This is a genomic window from Aliiroseovarius sp. F47248L (assembly GCF_023016085.1).
In the GTDB taxonomy this organism is placed as follows: domain Bacteria; phylum Pseudomonadota; class Alphaproteobacteria; order Rhodobacterales; family Rhodobacteraceae; genus Aliiroseovarius.
In genome coordinates this window covers 358,021-384,893 of record NZ_JALKBF010000001.1, presented here as the reverse complement: position 1 = coordinate 384,893, position 26,873 = coordinate 358,021, and the positions used below count along the sequence as shown (strand labels likewise).

At 53.3% G+C, this 26,873-nt stretch carries 25 protein-coding genes; 13 read left to right on the top strand and 12 right to left on the bottom strand.

Features of this window, described 5'->3' with window-relative positions:
• Positions 1 to 50: 50 nt before the first annotated feature.
• From MWU51_RS01980 to MWU51_RS01970, 3 genes are read right to left on the bottom strand one after another with little or no spacing between them, the layout of a single operon-like run.
• Positions 51 to 986, bottom strand: coding sequence for a pirin family protein (locus MWU51_RS01980; RefSeq protein WP_247033982.1), 936 nt, complete (start codon positions 984 to 986; stop codon positions 51 to 53).
• Between the two features lie 23 nt (positions 987 to 1,009).
• Positions 1,010 to 1,588, bottom strand: a complete 579-nt coding sequence (locus tag MWU51_RS01975) for an NAD(P)H-dependent oxidoreductase (protein WP_247033981.1) — start codon at positions 1,586 to 1,588, stop codon at positions 1,010 to 1,012.
• Between the two features lie 35 nt (positions 1,589 to 1,623).
• Positions 1,624 to 2,055: a DoxX family protein gene (locus MWU51_RS01970; RefSeq protein WP_247033979.1), complete on the bottom strand. Its 432-nt coding sequence runs from the start codon at positions 2,053 to 2,055 to the stop codon at positions 1,624 to 1,626.
• Between the two features lie 111 nt (positions 2,056 to 2,166).
• On the opposite strand from MWU51_RS01970, the gene MWU51_RS01965 reads away from it, so the two are divergent.
• Positions 2,167 to 3,072, top strand: a complete 906-nt coding sequence (locus tag MWU51_RS01965) for a LysR family transcriptional regulator (RefSeq protein WP_247033970.1) — start codon at positions 2,167 to 2,169, stop codon at positions 3,070 to 3,072.
• A gap of 445 nt (positions 3,073 to 3,517) precedes the next feature.
• Here MWU51_RS01965 and MWU51_RS01960 read toward each other — a convergent pair whose 3' ends face one another.
• From MWU51_RS01960 to MWU51_RS01935, 6 genes are all read right to left on the bottom strand, one after another.
• Positions 3,518 to 4,198: an aspartate/glutamate racemase family protein gene (locus MWU51_RS01960; RefSeq protein WP_247033968.1), complete on the bottom strand. Its 681-nt coding sequence runs from the start codon at positions 4,196 to 4,198 to the stop codon at positions 3,518 to 3,520.
• Complete coding sequence (locus tag MWU51_RS01955) at positions 4,195 to 4,926, bottom strand: ABC transporter ATP-binding protein (RefSeq protein WP_247033959.1); 732 nt, start codon at positions 4,924 to 4,926, stop codon at positions 4,195 to 4,197. Before MWU51_RS01955 ends, MWU51_RS01960 begins: the two co-directional genes overlap by 4 nt.
• Before the next feature lie 3 nt (positions 4,927 to 4,929).
• Positions 4,930 to 5,712 carry an ABC transporter ATP-binding protein gene (locus MWU51_RS01950; RefSeq protein WP_281502630.1) on the bottom strand — a complete coding sequence of 261 codons (783 nt, stop codon included), beginning with the start codon at positions 5,710 to 5,712 and terminating at the stop codon, positions 4,930 to 4,932.
• On the bottom strand, positions 5,709 to 6,689 hold the full coding sequence (locus MWU51_RS01945; protein WP_247033955.1) for a branched-chain amino acid ABC transporter permease: 981 nt from the start codon (positions 6,687 to 6,689) through the stop codon (positions 5,709 to 5,711). Before MWU51_RS01945 ends, MWU51_RS01950 begins: the two co-directional genes overlap by 4 nt.
• Positions 6,690 to 6,693: 4 nt before the next feature.
• Entirely contained in the window at positions 6,694 to 7,563 is an 870-nt protein-coding gene (locus MWU51_RS01940) for a branched-chain amino acid ABC transporter permease (protein ID WP_247033953.1), read from the bottom strand.
• A gap of 87 nt (positions 7,564 to 7,650) precedes the next feature.
• Positions 7,651 to 8,838 (bottom strand): ABC transporter substrate-binding protein, encoded by a 1,188-nt coding sequence (locus tag MWU51_RS01935; protein WP_247033945.1) that lies wholly within the window; start codon positions 8,836 to 8,838, stop codon positions 7,651 to 7,653.
• A 229-nt stretch (positions 8,839 to 9,067) separates the two neighbouring features.
• Here MWU51_RS01935 and MWU51_RS01930 point away from each other — a divergent pair, with 229 nt between their 5' ends.
• The 3 genes from MWU51_RS01930 to MWU51_RS01920 all read left to right on the top strand — a co-directional run bounded on the left by MWU51_RS01930 (position 9,068) and on the right by MWU51_RS01920 (position 12,711).
• Positions 9,068 to 9,796 carry a GntR family transcriptional regulator gene (locus MWU51_RS01930; protein WP_348646711.1) on the top strand — a complete coding sequence of 243 codons (729 nt, stop codon included), beginning with the start codon at positions 9,068 to 9,070 and terminating at the stop codon, positions 9,794 to 9,796.
• 822 nt (positions 9,797 to 10,618) lie between these two features.
• Complete coding sequence (locus MWU51_RS01925; RefSeq protein ID WP_247033941.1) at positions 10,619 to 11,995, top strand: DNA methyltransferase; 1,377 nt, start codon at positions 10,619 to 10,621, stop codon at positions 11,993 to 11,995.
• Positions 11,992 to 12,711 carry a DUF5681 domain-containing protein gene (locus MWU51_RS01920; RefSeq protein ID WP_247033939.1) on the top strand — a complete coding sequence of 240 codons (720 nt, stop codon included), beginning with the start codon at positions 11,992 to 11,994 and terminating at the stop codon, positions 12,709 to 12,711. Before MWU51_RS01925 ends, MWU51_RS01920 begins: the two co-directional genes overlap by 4 nt.
• A gap of 190 nt (positions 12,712 to 12,901) precedes the next feature.
• Here MWU51_RS01920 and MWU51_RS01915 read toward each other — a convergent pair whose 3' ends face one another.
• Positions 12,902 to 13,786 (bottom strand): NAD(P)-dependent oxidoreductase, encoded by an 885-nt coding sequence (locus tag MWU51_RS01915; RefSeq protein ID WP_247033937.1) that lies wholly within the window; start codon positions 13,784 to 13,786, stop codon positions 12,902 to 12,904.
• 91 nt (positions 13,787 to 13,877) lie between these two features.
• The gene (locus MWU51_RS01910) at positions 13,878 to 15,074 is read right to left on the bottom strand and encodes an ROK family transcriptional regulator (protein ID WP_247033935.1); all 1,197 of its coding nucleotides are present in this window, start codon (positions 15,072 to 15,074) and stop codon (positions 13,878 to 13,880) included.
• A gap of 172 nt (positions 15,075 to 15,246) precedes the next feature.
• Between MWU51_RS01910 and MWU51_RS01905 the strand changes: the two genes are divergently transcribed.
• The 6 genes from MWU51_RS01905 (at position 15,247) to MWU51_RS01880 (ending at position 21,848) form a co-directional block, all read left to right on the top strand.
• Entirely contained in the window at positions 15,247 to 16,266 is a 1,020-nt protein-coding gene (locus tag MWU51_RS01905) for a sugar ABC transporter substrate-binding protein (RefSeq protein WP_247033933.1), read from the top strand.
• A 120-nt stretch (positions 16,267 to 16,386) separates the two neighbouring features.
• The gene (locus tag MWU51_RS01900) at positions 16,387 to 17,472 is read left to right on the top strand and encodes an ABC transporter permease (protein WP_247033931.1); all 1,086 of its coding nucleotides are present in this window, start codon (positions 16,387 to 16,389) and stop codon (positions 17,470 to 17,472) included.
• Positions 17,469 to 18,263 (top strand): ATP-binding cassette domain-containing protein, encoded by a 795-nt coding sequence (locus MWU51_RS01895; protein WP_247033929.1) that lies wholly within the window; start codon positions 17,469 to 17,471, stop codon positions 18,261 to 18,263. The genes MWU51_RS01900 and MWU51_RS01895 overlap by 4 nt, the downstream gene beginning before the upstream one ends.
• Before the next feature lie 904 nt (positions 18,264 to 19,167).
• On the top strand, positions 19,168 to 19,800 hold the full coding sequence (locus MWU51_RS01890; RefSeq protein WP_247033913.1) for a tyrosine-type recombinase/integrase: 633 nt from the start codon (positions 19,168 to 19,170) through the stop codon (positions 19,798 to 19,800).
• A gap of 142 nt (positions 19,801 to 19,942) precedes the next feature.
• Positions 19,943 to 20,458 carry a hypothetical protein gene (locus MWU51_RS01885; RefSeq protein ID WP_247033911.1) on the top strand — a complete coding sequence of 172 codons (516 nt, stop codon included), beginning with the start codon at positions 19,943 to 19,945 and terminating at the stop codon, positions 20,456 to 20,458.
• A gap of 442 nt (positions 20,459 to 20,900) precedes the next feature.
• Positions 20,901 to 21,848 (top strand): hypothetical protein, encoded by a 948-nt coding sequence (locus MWU51_RS01880; protein WP_247033903.1) that lies wholly within the window; start codon positions 20,901 to 20,903, stop codon positions 21,846 to 21,848.
• A 345-nt stretch (positions 21,849 to 22,193) separates the two neighbouring features.
• On the opposite strand, the gene MWU51_RS01875 is transcribed toward MWU51_RS01880, so the two are convergent.
• Positions 22,194 to 22,775, bottom strand: a complete 582-nt coding sequence (locus MWU51_RS01875; RefSeq protein ID WP_247033901.1) for a hypothetical protein — start codon at positions 22,773 to 22,775, stop codon at positions 22,194 to 22,196.
• 812 nt (positions 22,776 to 23,587) lie between these two features.
• On the opposite strand from MWU51_RS01875, the gene MWU51_RS01870 reads away from it, so the two are divergent.
• The 3 genes from MWU51_RS01870 to MWU51_RS01860 all read left to right on the top strand — a co-directional run bounded on the left by MWU51_RS01870 (position 23,588) and on the right by MWU51_RS01860 (position 26,844).
• Entirely contained in the window at positions 23,588 to 24,343 is a 756-nt protein-coding gene (locus tag MWU51_RS01870; protein WP_247033899.1) for a phage Gp37/Gp68 family protein, read from the top strand.
• Positions 24,344 to 24,355: 12 nt separating this feature from the next.
• On the top strand, positions 24,356 to 25,495 hold the full coding sequence (tcmP, locus tag MWU51_RS01865; protein ID WP_247033897.1) for a three-Cys-motif partner protein TcmP: 1,140 nt from the start codon (positions 24,356 to 24,358) through the stop codon (positions 25,493 to 25,495).
• Positions 25,496 to 25,662: 167 nt separating this feature from the next.
• On the top strand, positions 25,663 to 26,844 hold the full coding sequence (locus MWU51_RS01860; protein ID WP_247033895.1) for a PIN domain-containing protein: 1,182 nt from the start codon (positions 25,663 to 25,665) through the stop codon (positions 26,842 to 26,844).
• Positions 26,845 to 26,873 lie beyond the last annotated feature (29 nt).

The following is a 26,873-nucleotide window of genomic DNA, read 5'->3' as shown; positions in this document are numbered from 1 at the left end:
TTTATTCGTCCTTCGTTAGTTCCTTGCTCGGCCGCAGACACGACAGTCGCTTAGTCCGGCAAGGGAATGAATTCGTCGTTGTCTGTTGGCGGCAATTGGAAACGACCGTGTTCCCAGTCACCCGCAGCCCAAGCTTCCTTGGCGGCGTCGATCTTTTCTTTTGAAGAGGCGACGAAGTTCCACCAGATGTGGCGTGGGCCGTTCAGTGTCTCGCCGCCAAGCAACATCAATCTTGCACCAGCCGGGCCAGCTTTAACGGTGATCGCGTCGCCGGGACGGAACACCATCATCTGACCAGATTGAAAGACGTCGCCGGCGACTTCGATTGAGCCGTCAGTGACATAGATGCCGCGATCTTCATGGTTGTCGGGCATGGGCAGCATTGCACCGGCTTCCAGGATGGCGTCGGCATAGAACATCTCTGTAAATGTCTTGGTTGGCGCGCGTTCACCCCAAGCATTGCCAACAATAAGCCGCACCTGTTTGCCTTCCCCTTCTAAGAACGGCAGCGCCTCTTCTTTGTGGTGCTCAAAATCAGCCTCCATGTCTTCGGCTTCCTCGGGCAAGGCCACCCATGTCTGAATGCCAAACAGGCTGCTTGGCCCTTTGCGGGTCTGCGCGCTTGTGCGTTCCGAATGGGTGACGCCGTTCCCGGCGATCATCCAGTTCACTTCACCGGGATAGATCATCTGGTCCGTGCCAAGTGAATCCCTATGTTGGAACTCTCCCTGGTAAAGATAGGTCACCGTTGCCAAGCCGATATGCGGGTGCGGGCGCACGTCGATGCCTTGTTCGGTGATGAACTCTGCCGGACCCATTTGGTCGAAGAAGATAAACGGGCCGACCATTTGGCGTCTGGGTGACGGAAGGGCGCGGCGGACTTCGAACCCTCCGATGTCACGCGCACGTGGCACGATCAGTGTTTCGATGGCATCGACGCCATCCGCATTGGGACAGGTCGGTTCAATTGAAGGGTTCCAGCTCATTACGTGTTCCTTTCATCCTCGGTTCATGCTTCAGATATGGCACGCGTCGTCATTATCAGTTGGTCGACCGTGGCTTTCAAAAACTGCGCCTGCTGCTCGTTATTCAGGGTCTCAGAGGCATCAAATGCGCTGGCGCCATTCGATACGGCCACCTGATTTGGTACGACCGTCACGCCAATGTTCCCCAACATCATGCGCAACGGAACAAGCCCCCGCAAGCCGCCCAGCGCGCCGGGTGCAACGGCCCCAAGGGCCGCGACCTTGCCATTATAGGCCCAAAGGGGTGGTTCATCCTCAATATGCTTGCGTGATATCCAATCCAAAGCATTTTTCAACAAAGGCGAAATCGAGCTGTTGTATTCCGGCGAGGCGATGAACAGACCGTCATGATCGACAAAAAGCTGTTTCAGCCGCTTAGCATTTTCTGGCAGGCCGGTCTCTGCTTCGATATCGCCATTGTAGATAGGCATCTCGAAATCTTTCAGGTCGATCAGGGTGACATCAGCGCCCGCGTCTTGGGCAATGCTCGCAGCCAAGGCTGCGAGCTTCTTGTTTGTCGACGCTTTGCGCGCGCTTCCGGCGAACATAAGAAGTTTGGTCATGGATTTGGCTTTCTGCTAGAAGCGAGTGGTTTGTCTTAAGCTTTCAAGAGCTGTGGGATATATTCGTCGATCATCGGCAGTTTGCGCAGGGCAAATGCACCACCGCCCTGAAGGGCGACTGCCACGGCAAGAAGCACCAGCAGCACCGGGAATTCCCATCCGCCATTTGGTGCGCTGAACAGCCAGCCGTTGCCTGCATGGGCCCAGACCGAGCCGATCAACAGCGGCAATGACAGCAGCGCCGCCAAACGGGTGTACAGGCCCAGAATGATCGCGGTGCCGCCGACGATTTCGGCGAAAATGGTCAGATAGGCAGCGATTGCTGGCAGCCCAAGACTTTCAAAATAGCCGACGGTTCCGGGGATGGTGAAAACCAGCAGCTTCAAAAGGCCGTGGGCCAAAAGGATGCCGCCAAGGGAAACGCGAGTGATGAATGCGCCGTAGTTCGGGTTTGTAAGCTGTGTCATGTTCTTTCTCCAGATGGGTATTCGTTGTGCTGGAACTAAGATTGCATTTCAGAGTTCACTTGATAATACTGACATCTAGAAGATAACTCATTCCATTTGGTTGATAATAGCATGGATCACATATCCCGCATCGGCGTCTTCATTGCCGTCGTCAAAGCAGAAAGTTTCGCAGGTGCTGCGCGCGCGTTGGGCATCACCAGTTCAGCCGTGTCCAAGCAGGTGCAGAACCTTGAACAGGACCTGCAGGTCAAACTGCTGAACCGCACCACGCGGAATGTCTCTGTCACCGAGAAGGGCGCGGTTTATTATGAACGCGTGGCGCGTGCGTTGGAGGATTTGCAGGAAGCACAGGAACAAATCTACGAGTTGAAATCGCGTCCCCGAGGGCCGTTGAAGGTCAGTTTCCCGCAAAGCTTGGGCATCAAATACTTCCGCGAAACGATCGCGTCTTTCGCAGCAAAGTACCCAGAGGTGGAGTTGGACGTGAGCTTGGATGAGCGTTTCGTCGATATCGTCAACGAGGGGTTTGACCTTGCGGTGCGTATCGGGGCGCTTAAGGACACGTCACTTATCGCGCGGCGCATGGCCTCTTGTCCCTTCGTGGTATGTGCAAGCGCGAATTATCTTGAAACCCACGGCACGCCCGAGGAACCGGGCGATCTGGCACATCACAATATGCTGGCGTTCACGGGAAACACCGGGCTGCACGACTGGCGCTATCAGGACGCGACAGGCCAGATCGGTCAGGTCAGTCTGCGCGGCAATTTCAAGGCGGATTCCGGTGACATCTTGTGCAGCGCGGCCCTGCAAGGCGTTGGCATTGCCATTCTTCCCGTTTTCTACGTGGCTGAGCACCTCAAGAACCAAGCATTGCACGCGGTGCTGCCTGATTACGCGACATCGCCCAAACGCGATATCTACGCGGTGTTCCAGCCCAACCGCTTCCAGTCAACTCGACAGCGGCTGTTCGTGGATCATTTGGTTTCGACGTGTAAAAGACTTCCGTGGGAAAGCTGACACTGCAACATGCCAACTGTTGAATGGTCAAAGATCACCTTCACTTTATCTGAGACCGGCAAAAGCAGAAATATTACAACTCGCAAAATCTGGTGGCGGATATTGGAGTAATTTTAGCAAATGGCATAGAAGTCGCACGCCCCCAACACCCGTTTCTCATTCAATGAGTGTCAGAAATGGAGACAACGGACCTTGATCGTTCAAACCAGCAACGCCGCGTATGCCCCTTAGTGGTCATATAGAATGTTTGACGCAAATGGCCGCCCACGGCTTAAAGTCGCAGTTCATCCAATGTGCAGCATTTTCTGGTTCTGGCACTCTCACAAAGCAGACAAATCAGGCACTTGCTGCGCTGCCATCAAATTTCTGCCGTCATAGATCACAGCGAGCGGTCAAACTTACTGCTCATCGAAATCAAAAATTTCACAGCTTAGCAGCATGTCACCTAGCTTGAGTAAGCGCCGATCTTTGATGTGCTAAGTTTGTTGTTAACAAGAGCTTCAGCAAAGGTGACACCAGCCGCAACCCCGTCAATAACAGGAAGTCCGAACTCTTCGCTTAATTGTGCCATAAGATCGGCCATTCCGGCGCATCCCAAAACAATCGCCTCCGCGTTGTCCTGATCGATTGCCTCGCGGATCTCAGACCGGATTTTGGTCATGGTCGCCGGATCGCCCTCTTCAAGCTTTAGCACCGGAATATCTGTCGCGCGGACCCTCATGCATTTTTCAGCAAGCCCATAGCGCATCAGATTGTTTTCAAGCCCCGGAACCGAGCGCGACAAGGTGGTGATGACGCTGAACTTGGTCGCGATCATGCTGGCTGCGTGATAGGCAGCTTCACCGATGCCCAAGACAGGAACTGACACCATCGTACGCACCGCGTCGAGCCCGGTATCGTCGAAACAAGCGATGACAATCGCGTCAACATCCGGATGCCGCGCCACTTCTTCCAAAAGGCCCGGCACACATGTGGCGATGTCCAGAAACCCCTGAATACTTGCCGGTCCGCTTTGAGAATTAGTCGCTATGATCTCGGTATCTGGACGCGCGACAGCATTGGCCGCGGCCCCGATTTTTTTCGTCATTGAAGCGGTTGTATTCGGGTTTACGACAAGGATTTTCATTCTTGATCGACCTCGCCACCCAGATATGCAGCCTTGATGCGATCGTCGTGCAAAAGTTCTTTGGAAATGCCTTCGATCACGACTTTCCCGGTCGCCATTGCGTAGGCACGATGCGAAATACTCAGCGCCATACGTGAGTTTTGTTCTACCAGCAGTACCGACACCCCTTCGTCCCGATTGATCGCAACGATTGAGCGGGCGATGTCTTGCACAAGTTTTGGTGCGATCCCAAGGCTGGGCTCATCCAGCAACAGCAGTTTGGGCTTGGCCATCAATGCACGACCAATCACCATCATCTGTTGCTCACCACCAGACAGCGTTCCAGCTGCCTGACCATAGCGTTCTTTCAGTCTCGGAAAACGGGCCAGGATGCTGTCCAGCGTGTCTTGAATGGCAGCCTTGTCCGAGCGGGTGAATGCGCCCATCATCAGGTTGTCTTTGACTGACATGAAAGGAAATACCCGCCGCCCCTCTGGCACCATTGCGATGCCGCGCTTGACGATGCTTGAAGGATCGGTGCCGTCAACGCGTTCGCCTTCAAACGTCACGGCGCCTTTCACCGGCTTTGCCAACCCGGTGATCGCGCGCAAGATCGACGATTTCCCTGCACCATTTGCTCCGATCAGCGCAACGGTTTCGCCTTGATTGACATGCAGGGACACACCTTTCAGCGCATAGACATGGTCATAATAAAGCTCGACGTCTTTGAAATCTAACATGGCGGTCATGGTTTACATCCCGATCTCGTCATCTGCGCTACCCAGATAGGCTTCGATGACATTTTCGTCATTCTGGATTTCAGAGGGTGTGCCTTCGGCGATCTTCTCGCCAAAATTCAGGACCACAATCCTGTCAGAAATCTTCATGACCGCTGGCATATCGTGCTCAACCAGCATGACGGTTACGCCACGTTCATCGCGCACGGAACGGACGAGATTGACCATGTTCATGGTTTCATCATGGTTCATGCCGGCAAAGGGCTCATCCAGCAACAAGATCTTGGGGTCGGTGGCCAGGCCGATGGCGATCCCAAGCGCCCGCAGATTACCCTGCGGCAGGTTGCTGGCCAGTTCACTGGCGATCCCGGACATGCCGAGAAATTCCAGCAATTCATCGGCGTATTTACCAAAAGCGGCCACATCCTCGCGTGCCGTCTTCGTACCCCAAAAATACCCGGCAAGTGACGCCTTGGCCCGCAGGTGCTGCGCCACAACCACGCTTTCACGGACGGTCATGCTCTTGAAGATTGTCGTCTCCTGAAAAGTCCGCACGATGCCTTTGCGGGCAACGATATGAGGTTTCAGATTGGAGATGCGCTCGCCGCGGTAGAGCACTTCGCCTGACGTGGTTGGCGTAAAGGAGGAGATCATCTTAAACAGGGTCGATTTTCCCGCGCCGTTCGGTCCGATCACAGAGAGGATCTCGTTCTCGGCCACGTCAAATGTGATGTCGTTGTTTGCGACAAGCCCGCCGTATTTTTTGGTAACGTTCTTGACTTGGAGAAGGGGGCTCATTTCTTGCCCCCCTTGCTGAACCGCACGCTGAGCAATCCGTTGGGCAGGAAGCGGATCACTGCGATCAAAATGATCGAGTAGACCAGCAATTGATATTTCCCGAACTCAAAAAGCAGGTCCCAGCCAAAATACAGCACCAAAGTGCCGAGCATCGGACCAAAGACATAGCCTAGGCCGCCAAGGAAACAGTTGAGCATGAAATTCACCGAATCTGCGACCTGAAAACTGGACGGATAGACCGACTGCGCGATGGACCCGAACATTGCACCCCCGATGCCTCCAAAGAAGCTGGAGATCGCGAAGATCACAATGCGTATATAGGCGATGTTGACGCCGATCGAGCTGGCCAATTCTTCGTTTTGTTGCATTGAGCGGCAAAGATGTCCAAGGCGGGAATTTACCAACCGGTACAGCGCTGCATAAGTCACGATCATCAGTATGCAGGCGGTATAGTAGAAGGCTAGTTTGGTGCTTTCCATTGTGCTGAAGTCCGGGATCACCGGAATGCCGAAAAGTGACAGGCCAGAAGGCAGCGGTATGTTCGAAATCCCCTTGGCCCCATTGGTAATTGGAAGGGCAAGCGCCGTTAATGTGACAACTTGGGTCAACACCAGTGTTATCATTGCGAAATACACGCCGCGCAGCCGCAGAATGGGCAGGCCAATCAGTATAGCCACGACCGCAGCGAACAGGCCTGCCAATGGCAGCGATATCCAGAACGACCATCCGGCCTTGACCACAAGAATGGCCGAAACATAGGCCCCCATCAGCGCAAACGCACCTTGTCCGATATTGATCCGGCCAATGTAGAAGGTCAGCCAAACCCCCGCGCTCGCAATGGCCAAAAGAGCGACCGATGTCAGCGTGAAGTAGAAGTCCCAGCGACCGGTTGCGCCGATGACAAGTGGTACGCCGATGAAGATGGCAAACAGAAAGATTCCAACACCGATCAGCTGTTTTGCAGAGAAATTCGCCATGCCATCAACCCCACGGTTTGCCCATCAGGCCCTGCGGCCGGATGGCGAGAAAGATCATCAGCGAGACGAAGATCAGCAGATAGGTGATGTCGCCATATTGCGACAGGACAGCGAGGCCTATGGCCTCCATGAAACCTAGGATGACCCCGCCCCAGATCGCACCGGAAATCACTCCGGCCCCGCCGATCATCACCATCATGAACGCCTTGATGGATGTGGGTCCACCCATGCCGAGGTTCACGCCGGTAATGGTGACAAGCAAGCCGCCCACAAGGCCCGCCAGCATCGCCCCAAGCGCAAAGCCGATCATCGAGTAGCGGTCGACATTCACCCCCATCAACTGAGCCGCCGTCCGATCCTGAGCCAGCGCACGCAGGGCACGCCCGGTCTTGGTGTATTGCATCAGGCCGATAAAGGCGACGATTGACAAGATGGCGAGAAAGCAGATGAGTATTCGATCATAGGGCATGATCAGTCGGAAATCGTAGTTGAAGACGCCATCGACGATTTTCGGAACACCGCGCTGCTTTTCCCCGAAGATGATCAGGATCAAAGCATCCAGCAAAAAGGCTATGCCGGCGGCCAGAAGCATCGTGCTTTCTTCACGTGCAGAACCTCTGATCACCGGTGCAAACAGGTATTTTTCTATCAATGCTCCGAGGATCGCCAATGTCACGCATGACATGACAAGGGCCAGGACGAAGGGAACGCCCCACTGGCCATAGAACGTGTAGGTAACAAAACCACCAATCACATACATCTGCCCATGGGCAAAATTGAGGACGTTCATCAGGGCAAAGATCAGGGTCAGTCCAAGCGCGATCATCGCGTATTGTGACCCCAGGTAGACGCCATTAGCCAGTATCTGTTCCATCGAGGCTTTCTTTCAGTGAAGGGTCCCGGGCCAATTGTGGCCCGGGAAGTTTCTGCGCCGGACAAGCCCGACAGCAGGGAGGAAAGCCTAGTCGACTTCGGCGACGAACAGCGTCTCGAATGCACCGTTCTGATAGACATTCACCACCAAAGGCACCGCGACCTGGCGCTTCTGGCCAAAGGATGTTGTGCCGACATAGCGCAGCTTCGCATCAACATTCATATAGGGGTTCGGTGCCTCAAAGCTGTCCATGGTCGTCTTGAACGCCTCGACATCATCGATCGCTGCTGGATTGGCTTTCAGCGTCTCCAGAATGTACTCTAGGGCATAGACTTTGGTGTTGGACTCGTCGTTGTATTCGCCGAACATCGTGGTGTAGCGCTCCACAAATTCATTCATCATGGGCGAGGCCAACTCGGGTGTCGAAGCGCCGCCAACCGAGATGAACCCGTTTGCCAGATCCCCGGCACCCTCAGCCAGAACACCTGCGTCCTGCGCGGTTTCTGTCGAGATCAGACCCTGGAAACCCAGTTCGCGAGCCGAGCGGATCAGCTGTGGCGCGTTCGCAGGCGAGACACCGGACAGCACCAGAAGGTCAGGTTGTGTGCGCATCACCGGCGTCAGGACCGGCGTGAAATCCGTGGTGTCGACCTGATAGGTCACGTTGTCCGATACCACCTCAAGCCCAAGCGCTTTGGCCGCTTCCGCGCCGCCATCCCGCTGGCTGAGTGGGTCGGATTCATTCGCAGCGATGAAGGCAACGGTCTTGACGCCCTCGTTTTCCATCAGGTGTTTGTAAATGGCGGGACCGGACTGATAGTTGGCAACCATACCCAAAATGGCATTGGACGCCGGTGCTTGATACAGCGACTTGGGGAAAGCGTACGGGAAATACATGATCCCGTTGGATTCAGCCACTGGACGGACGGCCGCTGCACCGTCGTCGACATTCGGTCCAACGACATAGTGGATGCCTTCCTGAGCCATCTTTTCCATACCCGCAATTGCGCGCTTGGGGTCTTTCTGATCATCAAAAGACACGATTTCGATGTCATAGGTCGTGTCGCCAATGGTGTAACCGCCGGTCTCATTGATCCAGGCCGCGCGTGTTTCCATTGAGCGCTGGTTTGATATACCCCAGGCAGCAGCAGGCCCGCTGGTCACGCCAACAAAGCCGATCTTCAACACTGGGTTTTCAGCGAAGGCCGCTGTGGCCTGAAGCGCCGTAAAGGTCACAGCGGTCAGGGCTGCCTTCATAAGTGTTCTACGTTGCATTCTTAACTCCCGTTGAATTCTATTTCGGCGCCTTGGGCGCCATTCTTGGCCAGCAGTTAGATGGAGATCCCATGCATGCCGCTAGGTCACTTCACGATTGTTAACAATTCTTGTCAACAAATTTTGTTAATTGGTCGACAAGTTTCGACAGTTAGGCTTACACTTGCTTCAGGTTAAACCATGTCATTTACTATATGCTGCCTGATCAATCCGTATCGAAAGTCATCTTGTGCCCTCAAACCCTCAGAAATGCAGTGAAAACACAACAAAATCCCTGTCGGCACCCGATGAATCTTTGATCGTCGAGCGCATCTATAGGGCCGTCATGGAGCAACGTTTGGCGCCCAATACCAAGTTAAGCGAAGCGCGCTTATGCGAAGCCTTTGGCGTCGGACGCATGCGCGTCAGAAGGGCGCTTTTGCTGCTCTCAAGCCAAGGAATCATCCATCTGCATTCGAATCGCGGCGCCTATGTCGCTTGTCCGGACAAGTCAGAAGCGAATGACGTTTTTGCCGCCCGTATGTTGATTGAACCGCCGCTCGTTCGGCAGTTGGCCCATAGTTCCGGTGACATTGATCTGGCCCTTCTCACCGATCACATCGCACTAGAAGATGCTGCCCGTCAAAAGAATGAGCGGACCGAGATCATTCGACTGTCTGGCGAATTTCACACCAAACTCGCCCAAGCGACCGGAAACAAGTTCATCTCCCGTATGATGCGAGAGCTGGTCACGCGCACCTCACTGATTGTTGGCCTTTTTGGATCATCAGAAGGCGCAAGTTGCCCGGATGATGAACACAGAAAAATTCTGGCCGCGATCCAGTCCCAAAATCCGGAACAGGCTGAGCGACGGCTGATATCTCACCTCGAACACATTCAAAGCGGCCTAGATATGGGCGCGCGCCAGCAGAGTCAGGACGATTTAGCGACCATTCTTGGTTCGGCTGGATTGGATTGAACAGCTTTTTACCGAGCGGGGCTTAAACGTGCGACAGTCTTGCCCGCAAACAGCCCAAACTCTCCCTCAGCATAGGCAGAATATGCATCCGGAAACCTGCGACGGACACTGGTCGATCTGTCGTTCCTTGCCCCGGGCATCATCCGCAAAGTCCTCGACGCAAACTGCCCTTGGGCTAGACACCTGACTGGTAGGTGCGACACACACTCTCGGGTTATTGGCAAGATCAAGACACTCTGATCGAGACTCCCTGAACTTTGACGCCTGATAGTCGTGTCGCGAACAGCTCGACCTCAGGCTTTTTGGTTTACTAGAGGTTATTTGCGGGATGTGGACGGCCTGAGTTGAGTGGGCGAAACCATAACTCGCTGAAAAACTGCCACAACCTCAAGAGACAATCGCATCGGCTGTTTTTGAAGAATTGACTGGCTGTGCGTACAGTCTTGAGCGCGCCAGTCTCTCGCCGTTGTTCCCTGTTTACAGGGAAATAACAGGGAAACTGGCTTAATTTGGCATTGCTTGAGCTCATTTATGGCGTTCCAGCACTGATTTAAGGAGTGGGTACAATGGGTTAGCATCATGTTCCCTGTTTTGAAAAAACAGGGAAATATCATTCCGTTTCAGGGAAAGGCCTTTCAATAACAGGGATAAGTTCAGATGGAGTTCACAGCTGAATACAGACGGCAAGTTTGCCTGCACTGCTAGAAGCAACCAGGTCGCTGCCTTGGCATGGCATTCGACTCAACGTCTGCAAGCTTGTAATTCTTGAATGTTCATGTTATGTCCGCGTCGGGTAGTTTAACCCATAAAGGATGGCCGTGTTTGCACGGGCGTCCTTTTTTTGTTTCGGTGGCGGTTTTGTCGACCGAGTGGCGCAGCGTTGAGCAGGAGGTCAAAATGACCCGGAAGAATATAGAACAGATCGCGATCTGCGATCTCCAACCATGGGTCCGGAATGCGCGGACCCACTCAAAAAAGCAGGTACGTCAGATTGCTGACAGCATTGAGGCGTTCGGATTTACCAATCCAGTATTAGTTGACGAGCATCGCACGATCCTAGCGGGTCACGGCCGTGTGGCAGGCGCAAAGCTGCTGGGTATGCGCGAAGTACCATGTCTGCGACTGGATTACATGAACGATGACGAAAAGCGGGCCTATGTGCTGGCAGATAACAAACTCGCGCTTAATGCGGGTTGGGATGACGATCTCCTGGCCGCAGAACTCGGCGCGTTGATGTCGAGTGACCTTGAGTTCGATGTCTCGTTGACTGGTTTCTCCATCCCCGAAATCGATGGGATACTGGATACTGTTGCACCAGAAGAACCCGGAGATCCTGATGATGACATCATACCAATGGATGTACCTGGTCGGGTTCAGCCAGGCGATATTTGGCAACTGGGCCGACATCGACTGATTTGCGGTGACACCTTGGACACAGATGTGGTGTCCTTGCTCATGGAGGGCGAGGTGGCACAAATGATATTTAGTGACCCGCCATACAACGTGCCTATTGATGGCCATGTCGGAAACTCTGGCTGCATCCAGCACCGCGAGTTCGCCATGGCGTCTGGCGAGATGTGCCAGGAGGAGTTTACTGCGTTTCTGGAGACAGCCTTCCACAATCTTGCAGATCATAGCGCAGACGGCTCGATTCACTTTGTCTGTATGGATTGGCGGCACATGACAGAAATCCTAGCTGCTGGGCAAAAAGTCTATGACGAATTGAAGAATTTGATTGTCTGGGCCAAGGACAATGGCGGCATGGGGACGTTCTACCGCTCGCGACATGAGTTAATCTTCGTGTTCAAGAAAGGCACTTCGGCGCACATAAACAATTTTGAACTTGGTCAACATGGGCGATACCGCACCAATGTCTGGGAATATCGCGGCGTCAACAGTCGTCATGGCAATCGCATGGAAGAGTTGGCCCTGCATCCGACAGTAAAACCTGTGCAGATGATTGCAGATGCAATCCGGGATGTATCGGGCCGTGGGGATATCGTTCTGGATATATTTGGCGGTTCCGGTTCAACGCTCATTGCGGCAGAAAAGACCGGCCGGAAGGCTTATCTTTGCGAGTTGGATCAAATCTATTGTGATCGAATTCTAGCGCGGTGGGAGATCTTCGCAAAGGACGAGGCCGAACAACTTGTTTGCGGATGGCCCCGCACTGTTCAGGTTCAGGAGGCAGCCGAATGACGACAGGTAAAAACCCTCTTCCCTCAAATAATCATGCCTCAGACTATGAGGTCGGATATGGCAAACCTCCGACCGACACACGGTTTAAGCCGGGACAATCCGGCAATCCCAAGGGGCGGCCACGTGGGTCGAAAAACAAGCAACCGAAACTCAATGAAGAACGTCTCAAAGGCATTATTCTAGACGAAGCCTACCGCGATATCACGGTGCGCGACGGCGACCGTAATGTGACCGTACCAATGGCGCAGGCTGTGATGCGCGCTCTGGCTGTCAATGCGGTCAAGGGTCAACACCGGTCTCAGCGTTTGTTCGCGGAACTCTTGGGGTCAACGGAACGCGAAAACAAGCAAATGTCGGATGAGTGGGTTCAGACAGCGATTGCCTACAAGGTCGAGTGGAATGAGGAATTACAACGCAGAGAAGCCTTGGGCATCACACATTTGCCTGCCCCCCTGCCCCACCCTGATCAGGTCCGAATTAACTTCAAAACAGGCGAAGCCCGGATACAGGGGCCAATGATGAAAGAGGATGTGGTCGAGCTTGAAAAATGGCAGGACAAACGAGACATGTGGGCGCAAGAGCTTGTCGAGATCGACAACGATTTGGAAACCGAAGAGGACGAAGGCATCCGGAAACTCCTGCTCGACGACAAGGCACATGCGCAAAAGATACTGGGCATGATCAATCAGGTGCTCGACGCAATCGGCTATGCGTGAGGAACTCAATTCTCTGCCCGTTGCCGCTGAGTAATCTCCGCGGCAACGGGCAGAGAATTACTATTGCAGAAACGAAATAAATGGCCGCTCAGGATTGCCTTGGGTTCCTTGCAGGAAGCCGCGGCGAATGGCAGATTTGAGCCCTCTTCGACCTATGCTGCATTTAGTTCGAACGTCAGCTAGCTGCGATCTACTCTAGGGTATCCCGCCATGAGTGTTTTGGTTGAAAACCCACCACCTTCTTAGCCTTCTTGTTGGAAAAGAAGGTCTTGTTGGCGCCCATTTCGCCGCGCACTTCGACGCCCTGATAGAACTGCTGGATGATTTCATCCGACGTGATGCCAACCGACGTATCGTCATTTGCAACGTTGAACACTTCGTAGCCCAGCCCGTTTGCCTTTAGGCAGCAATCGACCATATGCCCCAGATCACGTGCATCAATATAGGCAAATATATTACGGCGGCGAAGGGCCGGATCCTCAACAAAGGCCGGGAACATCTCGGCATATTCGTGCGGTTCAATCACATTGTTGATCCGCAACCCATAGATGTCGGCACCTGTGCGTGCCTGAAAGGACTTTGCCGTCATTTCGTTGCAGACTTTCGACATGGCATAACTGTCATGAGGGACGGTTGGATGGGTTTCATCGACGGGTACGAAATCCGGTTTTAGCTCTCCGTCCGCAAAGCAGATGGCATAAGTTGTTTCTGAGCTGGCAAAGATCACCTTGGGAATGGCCAGCTTCGTTGCGGCCTCGAGCACATTATAGGTGGTCAAAGTGTTCTGGCGAAAACACTCGCCGTCTGTGCCTATCATGACGCGGGGGATGGCGGCGAAATGCACAACGGCGTCATAAGTGGGGACGCCGGTGCCCGCGTCCAGTTCCCCGAATTCGACGAATTGGGACATGGCCCCGATGACTTGCCCTGCGTCGCAAAGATCAATCAGCAATTCCGGACAGTCGAGCCCTGAAGGCGTTTGATCGACATTCACAACATGATGACCTTGCTCCAGTAAGTGCCGGATCGCCCATTTTCCCGCCTTGCCGCTGCCGCCTGTAAAGAGAACTCGCATATTAACCTCCGATTTGAACATGTATGTGCTGTCTTGATTTGATCGTGATGTATGCCTTTTGAACGATGGGCCTCACACGCAAACCGTTCAATCAGACCGTCATTCCAACGCTTGCCTGCATCATGAATTGCGCTCCGATGGGACGTGTGGCGGCCCCGATTGCACGAGCCTTGCCGCCGATGCTGCCGCCTTCGATACGGGGTTGGATCAGGCCTCGGGTGTCTTGGGTCAAAACGTATCGGCGGACGCGGCTGACAAGATCGTCACGAACGCTGGCAGGGAAGGCGCCGTCGATTAAGATCGCTTCGAAATCGATGACGGAACATGTGGACAAGGCCGCTTTGGCAAGTTCTTGGGCGGTTTGGCCCAGCCAGGGGTCAACATAGCGTGACAAGTTGTGCCAGCTTTCTGGGTCAGACCACAGCTGATGCGGATCAAGATCGACCTCGCGAAGGCGCAATTCTAATTGATGGATCGACGCCATATCGACCAACTGCATGCTTTCACCGTTAGGCCCGATGCTGCGCAGTGACCCAAGCGCGCCCGCATTGCCTTTGCGCCCTTCAAAGACCGAGTTGTTCAAGACAATCCCGCCGCCGATAAATGCGCCAATAAAGAAATAGGCGTAGTCCCGAAATTCTTTGCCGCGACCGTAGGTGTGTTCGGCCTGACAGGCTGCAGTCGCGTCGTTCAACAAGAGCACAGGCAGTTGCGTTCGCAACTGCGCTTCTGCCTTAAGGTCAATGCCTTCCCAAGGTGCGATTGCTGCTGACATGTCCATGGATGGGTCGGGCCAGTTCCACATCTCGAAGGGGGCCGCGATCCCGATGCCGCAAATGCGCTTGGCATGCTCGGCGTCCATCGCATCCGTTATGCTTCGCACACCGTCCTCAAGGAATGTAAAAATGTCGGCTGGAACGGGCACGGGGTATGTCAATTGCCGTTCTTCCCGCAACTCGCCATTCAAATCAATCAGCACCAGATCAGTCGACCTGCGCCCGATCTTGAGGCCAAACGAGAACACGCCATTCGAAGCCAATCGCATCGGGATCGACGGCTTGCCGACCTTGCCCCGCACAGGGTCCCCACGTTCGAGAATCCCTTCACCTTCAAGGCGTCGAAGGATACTTGAGACCGTAGGCGGAGATAGCGCGGCCAGCTTCGAAAGATCGCTTCCTGGCATCGGACCATTACGCTGCAACAGCGACAATAAGAGCCGTTCGTTGTGATCGCGAACGCCCTTCTGGCTTAGACCGGTGCTGATTGATCTGATGAGTCCATCTTCCATACCGTGCACCATAACAGCCATATAATGCAGGTAAACATATTAATAAGAAAACTTAACTAACTAATTGACAGATGATTGAGAATCACGTCTCTTAGGGTCAAGCGACGGGAAATACCGGTCGCAATAACGTCGGGGTGGAGGCTCTGACTCATTACTTGTCTGGGAGGACATCATGAAAAAGTTGCTCATCGGCACTGCTCTTGCTGCCATTACATCTGCTGGTTCCGCTATGGCTGACAGCCACGCCGTTTCCGCGTGCCTGATCACCAAAACGGACACCAACCCATTCTTCGTCAAAATGCGCGAAGGCGCAGAAGCTGCTGCTACCGAGGCTGGTATCACGCTTCGTTCCTTTGCTGGTCAGGTTGACGGTGACCACGAAACACAAGTGGCCGCGATTGAAACCTGCATCCTTGACGGTGCATCCGGTATCTTGCTGACGGCGTCCGATACATCATCCATTGTTGGCGCTGTTCAACAGGCACGTGACGCGGGCCTTCTGGTTATCGCACTCGACACACCGCTTGATCCGGTTGACGCGGCTGACGCGACATTCGCGACAGACAATTTCCTTGCAGGTGAGCTGATCGGCCAGTGGGCTGCGGCGCAGCTTGGCGACGACGCGGCAAACGCGAAAATTGCTATGCTTGACCTTGCTGTTTCCCAGCCGACTGTTGGCGTTCTGCGCGATCAGGGCTTCTTGCAGGGCTTTGGCATTGACCTTGGCGACCCTGACAAATGGGGCGACGAAGATGATGCGCGCATCGTCGGCAACGACGTAACAGCCGGTAACGAAGAAGGCGGTCGTACTGCGATGGAAAACCTCCTCGCCGTTGATCCAGAAATCAACGTTGTCTACACCATCAACGAACCGGCCGCTGCGGGCGCATACGAAGCACTCCGTTCCATTGGTCGTGAAGACGATGTTCTAATCGTATCCGTAGATGGCGGTTGCCCTGGTGTTCAGAACATCGCCGACGGTGTGATCGGCGCAACGTCACAGCAGTACCCACTGCGCATGGCGGCCCTTGGTATTGAAGCCATTGCGGCATACGCAGCTGATGGCACACTGCCTGAGAACACGCCTGGCAAGGACTTCTTTGACACAGGTGTTGCTTTGGTCACAGATCAGCCAGCCGACGGCGTGGAAAGCATTTCTGTTGCCGAAGGCACAGACCTTTGCTGGGGCTAAGCCAAACCTCCCGCATCTTTTCATAGGTGCAACACTAGGGGCGGGTAATTTTCCCGCCCCTTTTTCCAAAGCGGGATATGATCCTGCATGATATCCAATTCATCACAAGGGGATCGAACAATGTCTGGCAACGCCGACGATTTTGAAGCCGCAATCAAGCCACCCGCAGCAGATACAGTGGCTTCGTTCAGCGAACGCAAAGGCTTTCTCGCGAGGTTGCAACACGCCTTGCATGTGAACCCTGCACTTGTGCCGCTGTTCGTCCTCCTTGTTTCAATCATCCTGTTCGCGCTTTTGTTGGGGTCGAGGTTCCTCTCTCCCTTCGCGCTGACATTGATCCTTCAACAAGTGCAGATCGTCGGCATCGTTGCTGCTGCTCAGAGCCTCGTGATCCTGACCGCGGGTATCGACCTCAGCGTTGGGGCAATCGCAGTTCTGTCCAGCGTCATCATGGGGCAGTTTACGTTCCGATACGGTATTCCGGTTGAGATCGCCGTTGTAATTGGCTTGACGTTCGGGACGTTGATCGGAACGTTCAACGGCTGGCTTGTGGCGGTGATGAAGCTCCCGCCGTTCATTGTCACTCTCGGCATGTGGCAGATCGTTCTGGCTGCTAACTTCCTATATTCCGCTAACGAAACGATCCGTGCGCAAGACATCGAGGAAAATGCGCCTTTGCTTCAGTTCCTTGGGACGACTTTCAAAGTTGGCGCGGACGAAGCCGGGCGGGGCGGGGCCACATTTACCTTTGGCGTCATTGCAATGGTCCTGATCTTTGCCTTCCTCGCCTATGCTCTTAAGCACACCGCTTGGGGCCGCCACATCTATGCGGTGGGTGATGACCCAGACGCGGCACAGCTTTCAGGTGTGAACGTCAAATTCACGCTGATCTCTGTCTATGCTTTCACAGGTTTCATCTGTGCCATCGCAGGGTGGGCGCTGATTGGCCGCATCGGGTCTGTCAGCCCGACATCCGGCCAACTGCTGAATATCGAAAGCATTACGGCTGTTGTGATTGGCGGCATCTCTTTGTTCGGCGGTCGCGGGTCAATCATGGGGCCGCTGTTTGGTGCCCTTATCGTTGGTGTCTTTACCCTTGGCCTGCGCCTTGCCGGTGCTGACGCACAGTGGACATTCCTCCTTATCGGCGCGCTCATCATCGGTGCTGTCGCAGTAGATCAGTGGATCAGAAAGGTTTCAGCATGACTTTGATGGAAAACATCGCGAATGGGTCGATTGAACCCATCCTCAAGGGCCGCGGGCTGGTCAAACGCTACGGCAAAGTAACCGCACTGGATCACTGTGACTTCGATCTCTATCCCGGTGAAATCCTCGCAGTGATCGGCGACAACGGGGCAGGTAAGTCGTCACTGATCAAAGCCGTCTCCGGGGCCGTCATCCCCGACGAAGGGGAGGTGTTTCTTGAAGGCAAACCAGTCCACTTCACGTCCCCCATTGATGCCCGCAAAGAAGGGATCGAAACGGTCTACCAGACCCTCGCCATGTCACCTGCTCTGTCCATTGCCGACAACATGTTCATGGGCCGCGAAATTCGCAAACCCGGCTTTCGCGGCAAATGGCTGCGCCAATTGGATCGCCCCAAGATGGAGCAAGTCGCTCGTGACAAACTGTCAGAGCTCGGCCTGATGACGATCCAAAACATCAACCAAGCGGTCGAGACGCTATCGGGTGGTCAACGTCAGGGTGTGGCTGTGGCGCGAGCTGCCGCATTCGGGTCCAAGGTGATCATCTTGGATGAACCCACAGCGGCCCTTGGCGTCAAAGAATCCCGCCGTGTGTTGGAATTGATCCTTGATGTCCGATCGCGCGGCATCCCGATCATCCTGATCAGCCACAACATGCCGCACGTGTTCGAAGTCGCTGATCGCATCCACGTTCATCGCCTCGGCAAACGTCTGTGTGTGATCGATCCGAAAGATTACACCATGTCCGACGCGGTTGCGTTCATGACAGGCGCAAAGGAAGCGCCGGCCTGATTTCGATCAGACTTGGATCGCTCTGCGCCAATCGCCGAAACCGGTCATTGGCGCAGGTGCAGCGAATGCCTGCTTCGTCCCGCATTGCGGCCATATAGAGGGTTTGACGTAAATAGCCGCTCACGGCCCAAAGCCGACCTCCAACCGTTGATCGCATCGCTGCAGTGCGGCCCGTCAAAGCTGCCATCCGCTGCGACTGCAAAATTCCAGCACCAACGAACTCACACTGTGCGGACGGAGCGGACTTTCGCGCATTTGTCGTCTGGCTGTTTTCAGAGTTGCATCATCGGCTCGACCGTTCAGGCCGGAAGCCCTTCGATACTCTCAATGGAGGCAAGGTCGTTGTCCCAGTTCGCGCGACTGGAACAACAGATATGCGCGTTCGGTCGCATGTCTAAATGGCTGTCGAGCGACCCTGCCGGGACCACAAGCAATTCAATCTCCGGCTGGGAAACCGGAAGCGCTGACCCGCACTGAGAGCAAAAGCTCTTTACGTGGCATGACCCGGATAGCTGGAACGTCTTAATCTGTGATTCGCCTGAAACCCAGGTAATTTTGGCAGCGGACGAAAAAAGATTTGCCGAATGGGCTGAGCCACTGTCCTTACGGCAGCGGGCGCAATGACACAGGAAAAAGCTCTCAAACTCTCCCGATATGCGAAATTTTACTTCGCCACAGAGGCATTGTCCGGTGGTCGGATTGTTATCCATTTCCGCTCCTCTCGACAGAAAAGCCACGTGCAGCCAGTTGAATGCACTTCGATAGCCTTATGTATCCGCTTGTGGATCAAGGTCAAAATGGGCTCCAAGCTGACCTCGGATACGACGCAGCATCCTGTGATATGGTGGCATCGTCAACGTCGGGTTGTCGTTGTGGGAGGGCATGGCGGATCGGAGGATCAGTCATGGAAACACCAAACCTACCAGCCATTCGGGCACTTCGCCCTGCCTGGAACAAAGGCCGCATCGTTGGTCAAAAACGGCCGCTGAAGCCGAAGCATGTCTGGGCAATCCGTGTTCGACTTGAATTGGCCGAAAATCATCGCGACCTCGCATTGTTCAACATGGCGATCGACAGCAAGTTGCGCGGCTGTGACTTGGTGACGATGAAAGTCGTAGATGTAATGGCATCAGGTCAGATCAAAGAGCGCGCCTCCGTCCTGCAAAGCAAGACACAGAAACCCGTGCGCTTTGAGATATCCGAAGGTACACGCGCCTCAGTCGAGAAGTGGATGGAAGATGAGCTCATGATCGGCTCGGAGTACCTTTGGCCGGGTCGGTTCCATGAACGTCTGCACATCTCGACACGCCAGTATGCGCGGATCGTCCGCGACTGGGTCACTTCGATCGGTCTAGAAGCGAGCGCATATGGCACGCATTCGATGAGGCGGACAAAGGTGACCCAGATCTACAAGAAGACAGGCAACCTGCGTGCTGTTCAGCTTCTCCTCGGACATACGAAGATGGACAGCACGGTGCGATACCTTGGCGTTGAACTTGAAGATGCACTGGCGATCGCTGAGGCCATCGAAATCTGACGTAATCGGGCCGTCTTCACGGGCGGCCCAGACCGGCCATTGCCGATAAGGTCTATTGCTGCGGCGCAGCTTCACCAAACCAGACATTTGCATACTGCGCGCACTTGTGTCAGGCGGAAATGGCGGCGAAGCTGATCCCACGATGGTCAATAACGACAATACCGTAAGCTTTGAACAGATGAAGGGGGCGATTGGCTCGCTGATTTTCTTGTGGTCGCAGATCGAAAGGGAGTTATCGGACTCATTGGATGTGCTGCAGACTGACCACTCGTCGAAGCATCCTCACGGCATCGGCCGAAGGCTCGAACTCTGGTCTTATCAATTGCAGAACCGCAACATTCGACGAGAGCGGGCCGCAAAACTAGCCGAGGTGCTTTCGGCGCACCTCAGCAAATCTCTTTGCGTCAGGAACCAGATTTGTCATGGTCTTGTTGGGATCACCGCAAAAATTCGTCCAGAAGACACCGACGCTCACCTCACTGTAGAACTTGGTGGGAGGAGCAACAGCCTGACCTGGACGGAGCTTCAGGAAATGTTTGGGTGGATGTCACGCGCGGGCTGGCTCATACGAGATTTGACCACAGCCTCACTTGAACCAGACCACCAGGAAGCCGAAAAATTGCTTCTTAGCTGGCAGGATTTCCCACATCAAAAGTGACGGCCCAAAGCTGCCGTCCGCTGGCGTTCCCGTCGCCGCGGTGCAGCTTCCCCGAACCCGCCATTCGCTGCGGCTGCACGGTTGCGAGACCGGTAGAGGTCCGGGGTGCGGGACTTAGTGAGCTTTCGCTACTGCTACGCTAACGACCGCTATCGCGCTTCGTTACTCCCGCATGGTGGTCAGCGACAACGGCACCAACTTTAGCGGGACTGATCAATAGTTTTAGCCGGATACTTGGCTTACGTGTACCGACATGATATCCGTTCGGCTGAAGAAATGGCGAAATCCGTCGGGCGGTTAAGAAGTCATTCTTCCGCTGTATAATTAGAATGCCCACCCGAGAAGTAAGTTGAAACCAAAAATCCTCCTCGCTTGTGTATTCTCCCTCAGCTTGCTCAATGCACCAGGATTCGGGGCTGACCTCTCTGTTTGGCGGTCATCAATGATGTCTGGGTCCGAGAAGCTGGCATTCTACTCTCTTGTAAAAACCCGTCCCAAAGGCGCTGAGCGATATCTGATCAGTTTTATGAAACGTGACGGATTGGCGCATCGGAAAGGTGAATCACCTAGAAAGTTGGCGGCGGATTCCACAATCAAGCCACTTCTTGGGTATGATAGCAATCTGAACAACGGGCTACCCGGTTCCGAATTTGCTATTGGCGACTTGAACTTCATTGTTGATGAAGAAAGTGTTGCGAAAAAAGGAATAACTCTGGGAATAGCTGCGTCAGGCTACAGTTTATACAGTTTAGCACCCAAACAAACTGTCACATTCAAAATTGCGGCAAGCTATGAATATGCGCCGGAACATGATCTGGACAAAACAGGTATCAACGCCAGCACCTGCTTGCAGTCCCATGTCGCAAGATGGACATGGATAAACAGTTGCGGTGGCTATCGCTACCTCAAGAAAACATCCGAAACTGAAGAAAAGTATGCATCTATCAGAGGAACTCAGATGTTCTCATCAGTTCTCGGTCATCACGAAGCGAGCATTGCGTTCGAGAGAGGGTTTCGTGAAGATTACACAAAGTCTAGAGCCTCTTTCAGTTTGCTGAGTGCAGTGAAAGGGGTGGGCGCCGTCCATACTGGCATCCGATGGGGAGAACACATCGAGCAACGTCACACCACGCTAAGCGGGGCTAACATTACTCTGACCCGACCTGTCTTCGGAAAAACCACATCAATTTCGTTTGATTACAACCGAGCAGGGGGTGGCACACATTTTGGGCAACCCAGAACAGACCATACATATACTCTGATGGTGAGACGGCCAATAAACGAACACATCATAGCGAGCGTCGGTTATCAGTTTAACGATTCAAACATCGACCTCTACGAAGAGAATCAAATCCTGTTGGGCCTTGATCTGAAGGCTTGGCGCTTTTGATCTGAGTTGGCAGGGATCGTTTCAACTCAATCATGGACAAACATCGGATAGCTACTTCAGGGCACTTAGATGATCATCCGCCCTGCCGCGCTGCTCTCAAACCAACAGCCTGCGTTGACCAGATAATCGTCATTTCGATTCAAGGAGATAGATCTGCACAAGCCATTGCATAGAGATTTTTTTTGCAACGCACACTTAGCAAACTTGAAGATTGATGCGATTGGCGACGCGCCAAGTCGGAGTCGTATCAGGTTGACCGATCAACCATATATCGAATAGCGAAGGAACTGACATTGCTTAGGCATTTTGTCAGACCCCTCGCAGATTTCCGTCGAACGGGCCTTCTTATTGGCCAGCTACAAAAACTCCATTAACGCCCCCGCCTGAGAACGAGCCCTTCAGATGGCTGGCGGATGCCCCGTCCACCGAATCGTAGATTTGACCAGCAGCAACACCTTCAAAGATCAGCAGAGTAGGCGTAGGGGACTGATTGGGGCCAGCGACATCGCGTTCGATGTTGCCTGCCATCTGAGACATAAAGCTACCATCGTTGGCAATTTGACCATTCGTCAAATCTATCTGTCCGCGCAGTTCATAATTGTGGGGATCTTGATCCTTCCATGACGTCATGCTGCCTTCAATTTTTTGTGTATCGAAGTCTGCAGTGAGTTTTGCGTCAGCGGTCCCTTCGAACCCTCCAAAATCAGCCGTGGCGACACCATTATAGGTCGCTTTGCCCTGAAGGCTGCTGACATCACTCGGCGCCGTCAGGTCAATCTGCGCTGCGAGATCTCTGAACTCCGATGAACGGTCGAAGTTATCGTCACGAATCGACCCGCAACCCGACGTCAAAGCGACGGCCCCCAACGCCGCGATCACAGCAAAACGACGGCCAATTGAGTGAATTTGAGATATTGCTAAGTGCATATCCAACCTGCCTATTTTCCAATTAAGTTACGGTGCGAGAATGAACTTTTCTTCGGCCTCATGCTAGGATGTTTGGAGAGGATTTTCGTGGCACTGTTGCATTATAGTCAACCACTGGTAGCTGAAGGACAACGTAGTGTTTATTGTCTCGGAGTGGTCGAAACTCTTTCTACCTTTGTGCTTTGTGCAAACCGGGTTGGGAATCGCGTTAACATCCACTTGGGACACGCAAAAGAGACCTTATTGATGGTTCAGTTGCGCAGGACTTACCTGTCTGGCAGCAAACGCATTAGTCGAATATCATGATTGTCACGCCCAGCCGAAAATCTGTTTCTGCGACAACGAAAGCGTCTAACGAAGTGATCACCAACTACCTTGAGAGAATGCTCAAGAGCAACCAACAGCAAAGTGGAACATTTGATATTTCAAGCGCCATAGTCCGATGGAGAACTCCATATATTATTGTCACGGTTTTTGGTCGGGACTGAAGAAGCCGACATTCGGCCATAGCGCAGCATCGGTCAAAATGGGCTCGTTGCTGTCATCGGAGCACACGCAGCATCTTGGTGCCAGGGCCGTTCAGCAGCGGTGAGGGCGGCCCTTTGCTGACGTTGAGAGTGATCGGCGGTTAGGCTGTACCACTTCACAGAAGCTGACCTTCATTCAGAGTGCAGCAATCTCGTCTTCAAACCGTCAATTCTAGACCACAGAGGTCCTATCGAGGTGTTTCACTTTTTGGCAATTCAGCTAGAAAATGAGTTCCTTGATCGCCCACTCTACTCTAGACTTACCCACAAAAAGGATCGAGTAGCTTGGCACAGAAATCCGAAATTGAGTGGACAGATGCGACGTGGAACCCAGTTACGGGTTGCACAAAAATCGGCCCTGGCTGTGACAATTGCTATGCAGAGCGGTTTGCAGAACGCTGGCGCGGCATCGAGGGGCACCCCTATGAGCAAGGCTTCGATCTACGATTGTGGCCGTCTCGCCTAGGCCAGCCCGCGCAATGGAAAAAACCTCGCATGATCTTCGTCAATTCGATGAGCGATTTATTTCACAAAGACATTCCTAAATCGCATATCGACGCCGTTTTTGACGCAATGGAAGCTGCTGATTGGCATGTTTATCAGGTGTTAACAAAGCGTTCTTCACTAATGCGAAACTACGTCAAGACCCGTTACGAAGGCGCAAGTGTACCGTCACACATATGGCTCGGTGTCTCTGTCGAAGACAGCGGGCACAAAAGCCGGATCGAACACCTTCGCCAAATTAATTCTGACGCGCGGTTCATTTCGTTTGAGCCGCTGTTGGGGCCAATTGGCGAGGTGGACCTTTCAGGTATCGCATGGGCAATTGTCGGCGGCGAGAGCGGGCCTAGAGCGCGTCCTATGGAGGCCCCATGGGCAACCGAACTACGTCTCGCCTGTGAGCATTTCGACGTAGCATTCTTCTTTAAGCAATGGGGCGGTGCGCGACCGAAATCTGGGGGGCGGACCCTTGAAGGTGAAGAGTGGAATGGGTTCCCATGGCAGATTGTTCCCAAAGCGATCATGGCTGAGTTACAATAGTGAAAGAATTTAATGACCGCAGATGTAGAGCTTTATCGCGATCGAGAACAATCGTTCATCAAACATCAATTTTTGACTAAATACCTGCAAGCCGCAGCCTATAAGACGCTGCAAGGGCATTCGCAGACATTTAATTTCGTTGACGCCTTCGCTGGACCTTGGAAGGTATCCGACGAAGCGAAGTATTCCGACGCCTCGTTCGACCAAGCCATCAACACTCTCGAAGCTGTGCGTGCCGATCTCGGTAAAAATGGCGTCGCCGGTTTGAAAATCAGGTTTTGCTTCTGTGAACAGCGCCCTGACGCTGTTGCTCGTCTGCGCGAATACGCTGCTACGAAAAGTAGGTTCGAAATTCACATCTTCGAAGGTGCGTTCGAAGACAATTTGGACGGTATCGCTGCAAAACTGCCTGATGGTTTCACGTTCACATTTATTGACCCAACCGGATGGAATATTCGAAACGAAGAGGTGTTCCGCTTCCTTCGCAGTCAAGGTGGGGAATTCATGCTGAATTTCATGTCTGACCACATCAATCGTCACGCTGAGTATGAAGAGGTAGCGGCATCGTTTGGGAGATTCCTTGCAGATGCACAGTGGGCTGAAGAATTTGTTCAATTGCCCAGTGACTGGGGCAACGAACGAAAGATGCTACACCTGATGAAAGAGGCGATGCGGTCGCACAAAATCGCGACTTATGTTCCTGACTTCTCAATCATGGTGCCGAAGAAAGAGCGCGTGAAAATGCGGCTGATCCTCGGCACGCACAGCCCCAAGGGTCTTGAGGTCTTCCGAGACGTTCAAGAGAAAGTCGAAAAACAAGAAATGGAAATGCGTCACAACCTTCGCGAAGGCGACAATCCACAAATCAGTCTGTTTTCAGCAGAAGACGTTGCGGCGTTCCAGCAGGAGCAAAAGGGGGTTGGTTGCAAGGCGAACCGAGACATCGCAGAAACCGTTATCGTCGACTTCCTGCGAGGTCGTAGCCACGCTTTTCCTGGCCCAATGTTCAACATTGCGATGGAAACCGTTCCGATTAGGCGAACACAACTGAACAAGCTGTTAATGGACATGCGTCAGCGCGGCGTTGTCCACTTCGATCTTCCTGCGCGCAAGCGTGTGCCGCAGAAAGATACACAGATTGCTTTGGCTTAGCGTTATGGCCTTAAATTGTGATGGGACGCGGTGTTAATCAAGCTTCAATGCGCGAATAGCTCAATGGTAGAGCATTTGCGTCCCAAGCACGTGGCGATTGTTCGATTCCGTTTACTCGCTCCAATTCCCATAGTGCAGTCTTTGTACCGTACGACGAGGTCTTTGACATGCCTATTCTGAGCGACGATCAACTTGCGGCTTTGCTGGCGGAAAGCCGTATTACTGCCATTTCAGTCGACACCAGCATATTCGATCAAAAGCGTCTACAGCTTAACTCGGCATCAATGCAGGCTTTGGCCGGGTTAAAAGATCGCCCATTCGATTTTTTGCTATCCGGTACTGTCGCAAAGGAAGTCCTAACCCATCTTGAAAAAGCAGCAGCCGAAGCACTGCAATCAGCAAAGAAGTCGATTGGAAAAGCACTTTTTGCGTTTGAAACGAACCAACCTGAACGGGAGGCCTTACTTGCTCAAATTTCTGGTGGGAGAACGCCGCTTGAAGCTTCCAATCAGCGCTGGGACAAATATATCAAAGACACAGGTTGTGAGGTGCTCAACGATACGGATTTGGTGAGTATTGCGACCATCTTTGATGGTTACTTTTCTGGTGAACCGCCCTTCGGTTCGGGAGGAAAGAAAGCTGAATTTCCAGATGCTTTGGCGCTCAACGCCCTTGAACGAGTTGCAGTTGAACGCAACATAGGCATTCTGGTGATCTCAAAGGACGGCGACTGGAAAGAATTCTGTGAAAAATCTAGTCGTTTGTACTTGGTGCCCGAAATTGAACGTGCACTTTCCCTTATCACCAACGCTCCGCTAGGCCTAAGAACGACGATTTCGACATGGCTTCAAGAAGGCGAGGACAGCTTAGTAGAACTCCAGAGCGATATTTCTGCAGAAGTGGAACGTCTCGAATTTACCGCCAATGCCCACCCAACACATGGGGAAGTCGAATTGTATACTTGGGCGGGTGAACTCAAGAGTTTGGAGTGGCCCGGCGAAGATGAAATCGATTTCATCGAATTGCCGGAAACCGGTGATAAAGAAATTCTGAGAGTGGTTGTCAGTTTGCCTTTAAGCCTAGTGGTGAAGGTTCCTGTCGAGCTAAGTTTCTCGATCTGGGATAGCGTCGACAAAGAGTCTCTCGGGATGGGTGGTCGCATGATCGAAGTTGACGAAGAGCTCGAGGTGCGCACGACCGTCACGCTCGATGTGCATTGCTTTGGTACCGAGGATGAAGAAGTTGTGTTTGTGGAGAGTGAATTGGACAGCCTATATCACGAGATCGAACTCGGCGAAGTCGATGTCTACGATCTGCAAGACTTGTTTGATGTGAACGAAGAAAATTGACGACGGCGTGTCACAAGATATCAAATTCT